Source organism: Actinomadura sp. ATCC 39365 (assembly GCF_054392275.1).
In genome coordinates, this window is the sequence record NZ_CP184335.1 from 5,671,172 (window position 1) to 5,683,155 (window position 11,984).

General features: G+C 73.3%; 16 protein-coding genes. 6 read left to right on the top strand and 10 right to left on the bottom strand.

Annotated features, from left to right (window positions below):
* Positions 1–10 precede the first annotated feature (10 nt).
* Positions 11–490 carry a MarR family winged helix-turn-helix transcriptional regulator gene (locus tag ACNF49_RS27710; protein WP_482939257.1) on the top strand — a complete coding sequence of 160 codons (480 nt, stop codon included), beginning with the start codon at positions 11–13 and terminating at the stop codon, positions 488–490.
* On the opposite strand, the gene ACNF49_RS27715 is transcribed toward ACNF49_RS27710, so the two are convergent.
* Complete coding sequence (locus tag ACNF49_RS27715) at positions 429–1,847, bottom strand: MDR family MFS transporter (protein ID WP_482939258.1); 1,419 nt, start codon at positions 1,845–1,847, stop codon at positions 429–431. The genes ACNF49_RS27710 and ACNF49_RS27715 overlap by 62 nt on opposite strands.
* 99 nt (positions 1,848–1,946) lie before the next feature.
* Between ACNF49_RS27715 and ACNF49_RS27720 the strand changes: the two genes are divergently transcribed.
* Positions 1,947–2,591: a TetR/AcrR family transcriptional regulator gene (locus ACNF49_RS27720; protein WP_482939259.1), complete on the top strand. Its 645-nt coding sequence runs from the start codon at positions 1,947–1,949 to the stop codon at positions 2,589–2,591.
* Here ACNF49_RS27720 and ACNF49_RS27725 read toward each other — a convergent pair.
* From ACNF49_RS27725 to ACNF49_RS27745, 5 genes are all read right to left on the bottom strand, one after another.
* Positions 2,581–3,171 carry a LuxR C-terminal-related transcriptional regulator gene (locus tag ACNF49_RS27725; protein WP_357978136.1) on the bottom strand — a complete coding sequence of 197 codons (591 nt, stop codon included), beginning with the start codon at positions 3,169–3,171 and terminating at the stop codon, positions 2,581–2,583. The genes ACNF49_RS27720 and ACNF49_RS27725 overlap by 11 nt on opposite strands.
* A 44-nt stretch (positions 3,172–3,215) precedes the next feature.
* Positions 3,216–4,433 carry a sensor histidine kinase gene (locus ACNF49_RS27730; RefSeq protein WP_482939260.1) on the bottom strand — a complete coding sequence of 406 codons (1,218 nt, stop codon included), beginning with the start codon at positions 4,431–4,433 and terminating at the stop codon, positions 3,216–3,218.
* A 77-nt stretch (positions 4,434–4,510) separates the two neighbouring features.
* Positions 4,511–4,732: a hypothetical protein gene (locus ACNF49_RS27735; RefSeq protein WP_498703103.1), complete on the bottom strand. Its 222-nt coding sequence runs from the start codon at positions 4,730–4,732 to the stop codon at positions 4,511–4,513.
* 99 nt (positions 4,733–4,831) lie between these two features.
* Positions 4,832–5,446, bottom strand: a complete 615-nt coding sequence (locus ACNF49_RS27740; RefSeq protein WP_482939262.1) for a TetR/AcrR family transcriptional regulator — start codon at positions 5,444–5,446, stop codon at positions 4,832–4,834.
* 45 nt (positions 5,447–5,491) lie between these two features.
* Entirely contained in the window at positions 5,492–5,986 is a 495-nt protein-coding gene (locus ACNF49_RS27745) for a DUF6653 family protein (protein WP_482939263.1), read from the bottom strand.
* Between the two features lie 112 nt (positions 5,987–6,098).
* Between ACNF49_RS27745 and ACNF49_RS27750 the strand changes: the two genes are divergently transcribed.
* On the top strand, positions 6,099–6,935 hold the full coding sequence (locus tag ACNF49_RS27750; RefSeq protein ID WP_482939264.1) for an aminoglycoside phosphotransferase family protein: 837 nt from the start codon (positions 6,099–6,101) through the stop codon (positions 6,933–6,935).
* Between the two features lie 15 nt (positions 6,936–6,950).
* Here the strand turns inward: ACNF49_RS27750 and ACNF49_RS27755 are convergent, their stop codons facing one another.
* Positions 6,951–7,460, bottom strand: a complete 510-nt coding sequence (locus tag ACNF49_RS27755; RefSeq protein WP_482945594.1) for a pyridoxamine 5'-phosphate oxidase family protein — start codon at positions 7,458–7,460, stop codon at positions 6,951–6,953.
* Positions 7,461–7,618: 158 nt separating this feature from the next.
* Here ACNF49_RS27755 and ACNF49_RS27760 point away from each other — a divergent pair, with 158 nt between their 5' ends.
* A complete protein-coding gene (locus tag ACNF49_RS27760; RefSeq protein ID WP_357977712.1) occupies positions 7,619–8,086 on the top strand; it encodes a cupin domain-containing protein in 468 nt (155 codons plus the stop codon).
* A 28-nt stretch (positions 8,087–8,114) separates the two neighbouring features.
* Here the strand turns inward: ACNF49_RS27760 and ACNF49_RS27765 are convergent, their stop codons facing one another.
* The gene (locus ACNF49_RS27765; RefSeq protein ID WP_482939265.1) at positions 8,115–9,017 is read right to left on the bottom strand and encodes a GlxA family transcriptional regulator; all 903 of its coding nucleotides are present in this window, start codon (positions 9,015–9,017) and stop codon (positions 8,115–8,117) included.
* A 13-nt stretch (positions 9,018–9,030) separates the two neighbouring features.
* Positions 9,031–9,615 (bottom strand): cysteine hydrolase family protein, encoded by a 585-nt coding sequence (locus tag ACNF49_RS27770; RefSeq protein WP_482939266.1) that lies wholly within the window; start codon positions 9,613–9,615, stop codon positions 9,031–9,033.
* Positions 9,616–9,815: 200 nt separating this feature from the next.
* Between ACNF49_RS27770 and ACNF49_RS27775 the strand changes: the two genes are divergently transcribed.
* Positions 9,816–10,334 (top strand): hypothetical protein, encoded by a 519-nt coding sequence (locus tag ACNF49_RS27775; protein ID WP_357977720.1) that lies wholly within the window; start codon positions 9,816–9,818, stop codon positions 10,332–10,334.
* Between the two features lie 25 nt (positions 10,335–10,359).
* Here the strand turns inward: ACNF49_RS27775 and ACNF49_RS27780 are convergent, their stop codons facing one another.
* Positions 10,360–11,277, bottom strand: a complete 918-nt coding sequence (locus ACNF49_RS27780; RefSeq protein ID WP_357977722.1) for an AraC family transcriptional regulator — start codon at positions 11,275–11,277, stop codon at positions 10,360–10,362.
* Positions 11,278–11,393: 116 nt separating this feature from the next.
* On the opposite strand from ACNF49_RS27780, the gene ACNF49_RS27785 reads away from it, so the two are divergent.
* A complete protein-coding gene (locus tag ACNF49_RS27785) occupies positions 11,394–11,948 on the top strand; it encodes an NADPH-dependent FMN reductase (protein ID WP_482939267.1) in 555 nt (184 codons plus the stop codon).
* Positions 11,949–11,984 lie beyond the last annotated feature (36 nt).

Genomic DNA, 11,984 nt, shown 5'->3' on the forward strand with positions numbered 1-11,984 from the left:
GATTGCCTCTGTGAACACCCCAGAGGGGAAGCTGCCGGAGCGGCTGCGCGCGCTGCCGAGCAGGCTGACCAACCACGCGGCGCTGACCGCCAACCGGATCGTGGACCAGGCGTTCGCCCAGGCCGAGGTCCGGCGCTACCACTACGCGCTGCTCGCCGCGCTGGAGGAGTACGGCCCCGCGAGCCAGGCGGCGCTCGGCCGGCGTACCGGCATCGACCGCAGCGACATGGTGGCGACCGTCAACGACCTGGCCGGGCGCGCCCTCGTCGAACGTGCGCCCGACCCGGGGGACCGCCGCCGCAACATCGTCACCATCACGGCGGAGGGCCGCCGCCGGCTGGCCGAGCTCGACCGCCTGCTGGCCCGCGCCCAGGACGAGTTCCTCGCCCCGCTGCCCCCCACCGACCGCGAGCGCCTGGTCGACCTGCTCACCCGGCTGGCCGACCACCACGGTGCGCCGGGCGGAAGAAGGCCACCGGGAGCAGAGTGACCAGGCACAGTCCGAAGGCCCACCAGAACGCGGTGCCGTAGGCGTGCGCCGGGCCCGCGCCCTGGCGCAGCCCGCTGTCCAGGACGGTCGTGAGGATGGCGGTGCCCAGCGAGCCGCCGAGCCGGTTGACGACGTTCAGCGCGCCGGCGGCGCCCGGCGTCTGCTCCCTGTCGACCGAGGCGTAGGCCGCGGCCATGGTGGGCGCGGAGACGCCGCCGATGCCCAGGCCGTACAGGACCAGGCAGAGGGTCAGCAGCCAGGTGTCCGGACGGGCGGGGGCCTGGGTGAAGGCGAGCAGCCCGGCCAGCGAGAGCACGAGCCCGCCGGTCACGACGGCGCGCGGGCCGTGGCGGTCGGCCAGCCGTCCGGCGGCGAACGAGCCGACGGCGGCCCCGAGCGCCTGCGGGGTGAGCAGCAGGCCCGTGGAGAGCGTGTCGGCGTGCCGGTCGTGCTGGAAGAACAGCGGCAGCAGGATCATGGAGCTGTAGAGCGAGGCCCCGAGCAGGAACAACGCCACGCAGGCCGCGGTGAAGCCGCCCCTGGCGAACAGCCGTACGTCGATCAGCGGCTGATGGCGGGTGCGCAGCGCGTGCACGAGGTAGCCCGCGACCAGCGCCAGCCCCACGCCGATCAGCACGGCCGGCGTCCACGCCCCCTCGCGCCCGCCCGCCGTGGTCAGCCCGTAGACCACCGCCGCCAGGCCGGGTGAGAGCAGCGCCAGGCCGAGGAGGTCGAGCCCGGGCGCGTTGTCGGGCCCGGCCTCGTCCCGGTTCAGGACGCGGGCCGCCACCGGCAGGACGAGCAGGCAGACGGGCAGGTTGAGGTAGAAGATCCAGCGCCAGTCGAGCTGCTGGACGACCAGGCCGCCCACGATCGGCCCGAGCACCGGGGCGAACATGACGGGGATCGTCAGCACGCTCATGGCCCGGCCGATCCTGGACGGCCCGGCCGCCTGGGCCAGGATCGCCTGGCCGACGGGGTTCATCAGCCCGCCGCCGACGGCCTGCACGAGCCGGAAGGCGATGAGGGCCGGCAGTGACCAGGCCAGGCCGCACAGGGCCGAACCGGCCGTGAAGACCGCCACGGCGGCCATCCACGTGCGCTTGGCCCCGAACCGCCGGCTCAGCCAGCCCGACAGGGGCATGACCACCGCGATCGCGAGCAGGTAGCCGGCCGCCACCCACTGCACGTCGGTCAGCGACGTGCGGAAGTGCGCCGCCATCGCGTCGGCCGCGATGCCCACGGCGGTGGCGTCGATGGTGGCCAGGATCGGGGCCGCGATCAGGACGATCCCCATGCGCAGCAGGTGCGGATCGAGCCGGTCGCGCGCGGCCCCGGCCGCAGAGGTGGTGGTCATCGAACACCCTTAGGATCGATTGACTAGGACGACTCCAAACACTAGGTCCGACCTATTCGCTAGGTCAAACCTAATGAACGCGCGGAAGGGCGGCAGCTCGTGACCGAACGATCCAAGGGCTTGCGGGAACGCCAGAAACACCAGACCCGGCAGCTCATCTCCGATGTCGCGACCGGCCTGTTCCTGGAGCGCGGCTACGACGACGTCACCATCGCCGACGTCGCGGCCGCCGCCGGCGTGGCCAAGATGACCGTCACCAACCACTTCCCGCTGAAGGAGGACCTCATCCTCGACCGGCACGAGGAGGTGGTCGACGGCCTGGCCGGGGCCGTGTCGCGGCGCGAGCCCGGCGAGTCGGCCCTGGAGGCCGCCCACCGCGACTACGACGAACGGCTGCGCCGCCGCGACGGCGCGATCCCCGACGCGGGCGCCGACTGGCAGCGGATGGTACGCGACACGCCGGTGCTGCGGGCCCGCCTGCGCCAGCTGCACGACCAGGCCGAGGCCAAGCTCGCCGCCCTCCTGGCCGAGGAGACCGGCGACCCCGGCCTCACGCCCCGCCTGGTGGCCGCCGCGCTCGCCGGGGTGGAGCGGCTGCTGTTCGACGAGGCCCAGCGCCGGGTCCTCGCGGGAGAGGAGTCCGAGCAGATCTTCGCGGCCCTCGCCCGCACCGCGCGGCAGGCCTACGACCTGCTGCGGCCCGCCATCGGCGACTACGCCCGCCGCGGCGCGGTCAGCGGTTGAGATAGGCGAGGACGGCCAGGACCCGGCGGTTGTCGTCCTCGGACTCGGGCAGCTGGAGCTTGCCGAAGATGCTGGAGATGTGCTTGTTGACCGCGCTGGCGGAGATCACGAGCTGGTGCGCGATCGCCGTGTTGGACCGCCCGGCGGCGATCAGGCTCAGCACCTCCCGCTCGCGCGGGCTCAGCTCGCCGGTGCGGCCACGCGCGTCGCCGCGGGTCAGCAGCTTGGCGATGACCTGCGCGTCCATCGCCGTGCCGCCCCGGCTCACCGAGGTGACCGCGTCGATGAACTGCCCGGTGTTGGCCACCCTGTCCTTCAGCAGGTAGCCGACCGCCCCCGCGCCGTCGGCCAGCAGCTCGCGGGCGTAGAGCTGCTCCACGTACTGCGACAGCACCAGCACCGGGAAGCCGGGCCGGTCGCGGCGCGCCTGGATCGCGGCCTGCAGCCCCTCGTCGGTGAACGACGGCGGCAGCCGCACGTCGACGACCGCCACGTCCGGCCGCTCCTCGGCCAGCGCCTTGCGCAGCGACGGCCCGTTGTCGACGGCGGCCACGACCGTGAAGCCGTGCTCGGTCAGCATGCGGACCAGCGCGTCCCGGATGAGGAACAGGTCCTCGGCGACGACTACTCGGACCTGATCGCGCACGGCACCTCCAGACGCACCCGGGTGGGCCCGCCGGGCGGGCTGTCGACGGCGATCGTCCCGTCGAAGACGGCCAGCCGGCTCTGGATGCCGCGCAGCCCGGTGCCGTCGGCCGGATCGACGCCGCCGCCGCCGTCGTCCACGACGTCGCAGCTCAGTATCCCGTGCCGGTAGCCCAGCGTGATCTGGACCGTCGCGGCGCCGGCGTGCTTGCTGGTGTTGGCGAGCAGCTCGTTGACGGCGAAGTAGACGGCCGACTCCACCGGCGGCGCGGGCCGTCCGGCCAGGTCGGTGGTGACCTCGACGTCGAGCAGGCAGTCCAGCGCCAGGGCCCGGATCGCGTCGGCGAGGCCGCGGTCGGCCAGGACCGGCGGATGGACGCCGCGTACCAGGTCGCGCAGCTCGTCCAGGGCCTTGGAGGAGGACTCTCGGGCCGTGGCCAGCAGGGCGCGGGCCGTCTCCGGGTCCTCGTCGAACAGCCGCTCGGCGTGGCCCAGGCCCATGCCCAGGGCGACCAGCCGGGCCTGCGCGCCGTCGTGCAGGTCGCGCTCGATCCTGCGCAGCTCGGCGGCCTGGGCGTCCACGCTGCCGGCGCGCGTCTCCACCAGCGTCTCGACCCGCTGCTCCAGCGCGGCCGTGCGCGACGGCCCGAGCAGCGCGCCGGCCCACCGGGCGCGCAGGCGCAGCAGCGCGGGGCCGATGTACAGGCCGAGCGCGATGAGCGCGAGCCCGACCGGGATCGCCGCCAGCGCGGCGGCCGTCGAGGTGACGTGGATGACGCCGTAGGCGTTCGCACCGCCGGCCCGCAGGTTGGCCCGCCACACGAACGGCTGCACCGCCACGCCGTACAGGCCGTAGAGCGGCATGCCGAGCGCCAGCGCGGACGCCCACGTGCCCATGAGCGGGTCGAGGACGCCCCACAGCACGTCCCGCCAGGTCGCCGGATCCTTCAGCAGCGCGGACGCGTCCGTCCCCGGGCCGTAGGGACGCTCGACGCGCACGCCGAGCCGGCCCGCCAGCCGCCGGGCCGCGCCGGCGACCGCGCACAGCAGCGACACCGCCGGCGGGAACACCCACCGGCCCAGGCCGGCCACCGCCGGCAGCGCGCTGATGACGACCAGGACGGCCGCGACGACGCCGGCCACCGACAGCCCGATCATGGCCAGCGCCAGCACCGGCGTCGCGAGTCTCGCCTTCACTCCTCGTCTCCCTGTCGTCCGCGTCTTCCCGTTCCGAGCCCGTGGCATCATCGCACCTTCCTCCGGATATCCCATGGTCAGCCCCGGTACGCGGCCCGCCGCAGCACGGCCAGCCCGGCCGGCCCGCCCGAGCTCCGGGTGAAGCGCTTGAGCCCGATGGAGAACAGCCACCCGGCCGGCGGGATCGACCACTCGCTGTTCGTGCCGAACAGTCCGAGCACGATCCCCGCCGCCGGCCAGGCGTATCTTCGACGGCCGCCGGCCAGGTGGGGGATTGCCGTGGTTGCGGTGTTTGCCATGCCCAGGAGCCTCGCCGATCGCGCGGCGGCCGCCATTGCGGCTGACTCTCGACTCTCCCTGTAGATATCTCCACCCCCGGGAGGCCGTCCGCCGGGAGGTCAGCTGCCGGGACGGGCCAGCCCCGCGGCGACGATGTCGATGAGCAGGTCGATGATCCCGGAGTGCAGGGCCGGGTCGCCGAGCCGCTCGGCGAACATCGGCACCAGCAGCACGCACTGCAGCACGCCGATGATGACGGCGGGCTCCGCGTCGACCAGCTCGCCCGCGGCCCGGCGGGCGGTGACGTACTCGGTGAGGGCGGCGGCCGGGCTGCCGGACATCGCGGCGACCCGTTCGGGGTCGAGCTTGCGGGCCACCGCCTGCATCTCCTCCGGATGGGTCATCAGCCGGCGCCACAGGGGGTTGACCGACAACTCCTCGACGGTGGCGTGCAGGAACCGGCGCAGCGCCTCGCGCGGGTCGTCGGCGCTCATCAGCGCGCCGTCGATGACCCGGCGCCGCACCTCACCGGTCTGGCGCAGCATCAGCTCCAGGTACAGCGCCTCCTTGGAGTCGAAGAAGACGTAGAAGCTGCTCTTGGCCACCCCCGTGGGGGCCATCAGCTCCTCCAGGGAGGTCTTGCGCAGCCCCTGGCCGGTGAACAGCTTCTCGCCGTTCGCCAGCAACAGGGCGGTGATGCGGGCCTTCTCCTCTGCGGTGAACGCGGGCGGCATCGGGGACAACCTTCCTGCACGACCAGTTATGCCGATCAGATGTTTTCACGAACCCGCGACGGCGGCGCGGCGCAGGCCCTCCTCGTAGATGGCCACGAAACGGTCGATCTGCCACAGCTGGGAGACGATGATGAGCGTCAGGCCGAAGACGGACGGCCACGGCTCGACGCGGACGAGCCCGTACGCCATGACGCCCAGGCCGACGGCGGCCATGGCGAGCAGCCGGCGGATCATCTGGCGGTGCGCCGCGGCGGCCGGCGAGTGGTCGGCGGCGTACAGCTTCTCGCCGTAGATGCCCTTCGAGGCCCAGCTGCGCGGCTCGTGGACCGGCCGGAACGCGTGGGGGTTGAGCCACATCCAGATCACGCCCGCCGCGATCGGGGCCAGGGCCCACCAGCCGAGCGCCTCGCGGAAGTAGATCGGCAGCAGGATGGGCGCCAGCCCGGCCATCCGGGTCCACACGCTCCACGGGTTGGCGTGCCGCTTCCATGCCTCGTCGTCGAGTCCGAACGTGGCCGCCGCGGCCTGGGTGAGCTTCATCGTCGCTCCTTGAGGGGGAACCGTCGGGACCTCCCCGGCGGTCTGGATCTATAAAACCAATTTGGAGTTTTGTTTTCAACGGGCGAACCCGGGGAGTGATAGAAAAACGATCATGACCAGAACGTTCCTGCGGCCCGACGACGTACGCGATCTGGTCGCCGAGCAGTTCGGCGCCGACCGGCGGCCGGCCGCGCTCGACCGGCTGACCGGCGGCAGCAAGAAGGGCGTCTACCGGCTCCGGCTGGACGACGCGACCAGCGTGATCCTCTACGTCTGGGCGGCCGGCGAGAACTACTGGCCGCCGTCCCCGGCGGTCGAGGACGCGGGCGCCACGACGCTGGAGGCCCTGATGGAACGCGACCCGGCCGCCGCCGCCGCCGGGCCGCTGGCCGCGCTCGGCGACGCCCTGCGCCGCATGCACGCCACCCTCGGCCCGTCCTACGGCAAGCTCGCCCACCTGGCCGACGGTCAGGCCCGGCCGTCCCGGCCCGCCGAGGACGTCATCATGGACCGCGCGCTCGCCCATCTCGCCGCCGTCGCCACCCGCGACGCCCGGATGGGCCGGGCGCACGACCGGATCGCCGCCCACGTACGCCGTCTGCGCGACGCGGTCGCCCCCCGCGAACGGTACGGGCTCGTGCACGGCGAACTCGGGCCGGACCACGTGCTCGTCACGCCCGCGGGCGAACCCGTCATGATCGACTTCGAGGGCCTGACCTACTTCGACGTCGAGTGGGAGCACGCCTGGCTGCACATGCGCTTCGAGGACGCCTACCCGGCGCTGCGACCGGTCGCCCTCGACCCCCACCGGCTGGAGCTCTACCGGTACGCGCAGGTGCTCTCGCTGATCGAGGGTCCGCTGCGCATCGCCGAGACCGACTTCCCCGACCGGCGCTGGATGCTGGACCTGGCCGAGTGGAACATCGCCAAGGCCCTCGCCGTCCTGTGACGCCGGTCCGTCCGGTCAGTCGTCGAGGGGGAGCGGGGGCAGCGGGAGCGGCAGCCCGGGAAGGCCGTCGATGCTGGTCGCCACGTGCTCCTTCTTGTGGAAGTACGCGTCGAGCGACTCGTCGTCCTCGCGGGCGAAGCGGGAGCCGTGCAGCGGGCGGTCGGCGTCGTAGGTCATGAACGGGACGGCGTACCCGCAGGTGTCGCGGATCAGCCGGGCGGTCACGACGATGATCGCGCGCAGGCCGTGCGGGGCCGGGTCGATGTCCGGGAAGTGCCGCAGCAGCCCGGCCCAGCGAGGGTCGTCGCGGAAGACCGGCTCGCCGTGGCCGTGCACGCGCACGATGTTCGGCGGGCCGTCGAAGGCGCACCACATCAGCGTGACGCGGCCGTTCTCGCGCAGGTGGGCGATGGTCTCGGCGTTGCTGCCGGCGAAGTCGAGGTAGGCCACGGTGTGGTCGTCCAGGACGGCGAACGAGCCCTTCAGGCCCTTGGGCGAGAGGTTGACCGTGCCGTCGCCGGCCAGGGGGCGGTCGCCGTGAAGAAGATGGGCTGTGACTCGATGAACGTGCGCAACCGGCCGTCGATCCGGTCGTAGGTCTTTCCCATGATCCGGATTATCCCCTTTCGCCGTTTCGCGTAGGGGCGGGGGCCGTCGTTGCCTCGGATGGCAGAATGCCCGGCATGATCGCGAACGAGAGCTCCGAACCGCGTCCTCTGCTCCGGCGTCCCGCCGAGGGCGAGCTCATCGACGTCGCCGGCGTCCGGCACTTCTTCCGGCTGACCGGGGAGCACACGGGGGACCGGTTCGCGTTCGAGGAGTTCACGCTGGACCCGGGCGTCGTCGGGGCGCGCCCGCACGTCCACCACGGCCACGACGAGTACTTCTACGTCCTCGACGGCGAGCTGACCCTGCACGACGGCGCGGGCGAGGTGACCGTCGGCCCCGGCCACCTGCTGGCGGCGACGCGCGGCACCCCGCACGGCTTCAGGAACGCCGGTGACGACACCGTGCGCGCGCTCTGCCTCTACACGCCCTCGGGCTACGAGGGGTACTTCCGCGAGGTGCACGCGGCCGTCGCCGCGGGCGCGCGGATCACCGACGAGCTGCTGGCGGAGTTCCGCTCCCGCTACCGCACCACCTCGCTCTGACCCGCCGCCTGACCTGCCGCGCCGACGGTCAGGACGCCGTCACGCGGGTGCGCAGCCGGCGCAGCATCCGGGCGTCGGCGAAGCCCACCTCGCGCGCGGCGACCTCGGCCGTCGCGCCGCGGCCGAGCAGGTGTCCGGCCCGCTCCAGCCGCAGCGCGGTCTGGTAGGCCAGCGGGGTGAGCCCGGTCGCCCGCCGGAACAGCCGGGTCACCGTGCGCTCGCTGCATCCCACGGCTTCGGCCAGCAGGCTCAGCGGCAGCCGTTCGGTGAACCTGGTCTCGATCAGGTCCTGGAGGCGGTGGACCGTCTCGTCCACGTGCGACCGCCGCCGCAGCAGCGGGCTGACCTGCTCCGCCGTGCCGTCGCGGTGGGCGTGCACGAGCATCGCGCGGGCCACCTGCCCCGCGGCGTACGGCCCGTGCCGGGTGGTCACCAGGTGCAGCGCCACGTCGATGCCGCTGGCCACGCCCGCCGAGGTGACGATCCGGTCGTCCTCGACGTACAGCGCGTCCCTGGCGACGCTCGCCCGCGGGTAGAGGCGGGCCAGCTCGTCCTGGACGGTGTGGTGGGTCGTGCACCGGCGGCCGTCGAGCAGCCCGGCCCGGCCCAGCGCGTCGGCCCCCGCGCACACGCTGGCCACCGTGCCGCCCGCCGCGTGGTGTTCGCGCAGCCGGCGCAACGTCTCGCCGCTCGCCGGCCGGGCCGGCCCCCGCCAGCCCGGCACGACGATCAGGTCGTCGGGCGTCAGGGACGGCCACGAGGTCCGCGCGTGCAGCGTCAGCCCCTGCACGCTGGCCACCTCGCGCTCCTCGGCGACGTAGTCGATGGTGTACGGCCGGCCGAGGTCGGCGGCGGTGGAGAACACCTGGGCCGGCCCGGCCACGTCGAGGAGGTGCACCCGCGGGATGAGCAGGAAGACGACTCGGGACATGACCAGCTCCTCTTCAGCTCCCGGTGAGCTCGTCCACGGTCCTGATCGTGGCGAAACGGCCCGACAGAGCGTATTCGGTACGGGCGAGGATCTCGTCCACGCCGAGCGTGCGCGGGTCCCGCACGAGCTCGTCGAAGGGGACGTCCTCGGGCGCGTCGCGGTGGGGGAGCGGCGTGGTGGCGGTGGCGTCGATGGCGAAGTCGACCTCGAAGCCCAGGTCGGAGGCCAGGCGCGCAGTGGTCTCGCAGCACTGCTCGGTCCGGATGCCGCAGACGGTCAGCCGCCTGACGCCGCGCCGGGTGAGGAACTGGTGGAGGTTGGTGGTGGTGAAGGCGTTGTGCGCCGACTTGGTGAGGACGGGCTCGTCCGGAAGGGGCTCCAGGCCGTCCATCAGCTGGACGAACCCGCGGGCCGGATCGAAGACCGAGCCCGAGCCGGGCCGCGACCCGAGCACCCACACGACCGCGTCCCCGGCCTGCCTGGCGGCCGCGGCCAGGCGGTTGACCTGCGGGACGATGTCCGGCCTGGAGGTGTGCCGCCAGTCGGGAAGCTGCAGGAAGGAGTTCTGGACGTCGATGACGACGAGGGCGCTGATCATGCCATTCAGGCTGGCCGGACGAGGGCCCCCGGCGGAAGGCACGACCTGGTCAGCGTGTGGACCGATCCAGTCGGCGCTCCCGTGCCGGGCCGATATTCCCCCAGCGTGACACCGTAATCCGCGGGCCCTCGCAAGGGCCGGTGCCGCCTGCCACCATGGAGGCGCCGACTGATCCGGACGATCTCTGGAGGGGGCGTGCCATGAGGTGGTGGGAGGGCGACGACGGACGCCATGAAGGCTGGGATGCCGCCGTCTTCCCGGACGGCCGGGTCTCCACCGGCCCGGCCGACGGCGGGGCGAGGGTGCACCCGATCGGCTCCGACGGCCGCATCGGCTACGGCCGCGGCGACGTCGTGGACGGCCGCACCGCGATCGGCTGGCGCGGCCACTGCGCCTGCGGATGGCAGGGGCCGCTGTGGGAACGCGTGGCCCAGATGCGCCACGACTTCGCGGCCCGGCGCATCTACGCGCTGAGCGAGTGCCTGCTGTCCGGCGCCGCCCCCGACGACGTGGCCGTCGCGATCCGCGCGGAGTGGGAGACCCACCTCGACCCGCCGAGCCTGGTCGCCGTCCGCCAGGCCGCCGAGGCCGTGCGCCGGGCCCAGGGCCACCTGGACGCCGCCGTGCGCGCGGCCCGCAAGGACGGCCGTTCCTGGACCCGGATCGGGGAGTCGGCCGGCGTCCGCCGGCAGTACGCCCAGGAACGGTGGGGGCCCTGACCGGCCGGCTCGCGGGGGCCGGGGATCAGGCCGCCGACCGGCGGTAGCGGCCGGGGGCGACGCCGAACTCGCGCTTGAAGGCGTTGCCGAAGGCGAACTCCGACCCGTACCCCACCTGCTCGGCCACCCGCGCCACCGGCGCGTCGGACTCGCGCAGCAGGCGGGCGGCGCTCATCAGCCGCCACCACGTCAGGTACGCCAGCGGCGGCTGCCCCACCAGCCCCGTGAAGCGGCGGGCGAAGCCGGCCCTGGACATGCCCGCGTGCGCGCCGAGCGACTCGACGGTCCAGCGGCGGGCCGGGTCGCGGTGGATCGCGTCGAGCGCGCGGCCGACGACGGGGTCGGCCAGCGCGGCGGCCCAGCCGGAGACCGTGCAGGGCTCGTCCTGGGTCTCGAAGTAGGCCCGCAGGACGTACAGCTGCAACATGTCGAGCAGGGACGACACGACGGTGTCGGTGCCGGGCCGCGGGCCGTCGATCTCGGCGGCCAGCAGCTCGACGGCGGCCCGCAGCTCCGGACGGCTGCCGAGCGTCGCGGGCAGGTGGATCACGCCGGGCAGCGAGCCCAGGATCGGGTGGGTCCGGTCGAGGTCGAGCCGGTAGCCGCAGGACAGGACCACCGTCTCGGCCCCCGTGCCGCCGAAGCCGGCCGACGCGAACAGCTCCGAGTGCGGCTCGCAGTCGGCCTCGGCCAGCGGGCGGGCGGGATCGTCGGCCAGCCCGAAGTCGTCGCCGTGCGGCAGGAACACCACGTCGCCCACGCTGAGCGGAACGGGCTCGCCGTCCGGCGGGATCAGCCAGCACGAGCCGCGCAGCACCACCTGGAAACCCGCCGACCCCGGCACCGAGCGGAACGCCACCCCCCAGGGCGCCCGCCAGGAGATGCGGGAGGAGGTGGGGCGCCCGCACCGCATGAAGGCCATCACGTCGCTCAGCACGTCCATGGGAGCTGAGTCTAAAGGCTGAGACGCTCGCGTATAAATGGTGGATAGCAGCGCATTCAGTATCTCAGCCGCTCTCCCTACGGTTGGTTTCCGTAACCGAACTGAGGGAGAGGGACATGCTCAAGGTAGGCATCATCCTCGGCAGCACCCGTCCTGGCCGCAACGGCGAGGCGGTGGCCCACTGGGTCCGCGATCTGGCGGCCAAGCGGGGCGACGCCGAGTACCAGCTCATCGACCTGAAGGACTACGACCTGGGCAACCTGGACGAACCCGAGCACCCCGCCATGGGCAACTACCGGCACGAGCACACCAGGCGCTGGTCGGCCACGGTGTCGGCGCTGGACGCGTTCGTGATCGTGACCCCGGAGTACAACAACTCCTACCCGGGCGCGCTCAAGAACGCCCTCGACTTCCTGTACGCGGAGTGGGCCGACAAGGCGGCGGGGTTCGTCGGTTACGGTGTGGACGGCGCGCCCCGGGCCATCGCCCACCTGCGGCACGTGCTGGGCCTGCTCAGGGTGGCCACCGTGGCCAACCAGGTCGGGCTGTCGATCCACACCGACTTCGCCGAGGGCTTCCGTCCCGCCGCCGCCCACGAGGACCGGCTGAACGCCGTCCTCGACCAGGTCCTCGCCTGGGGCTCGGCACTGCGCCCGCTGCGGGCGGCCTGACCGGCCTACGGCAGCCGTCCGGCGGTCGCACGGCGG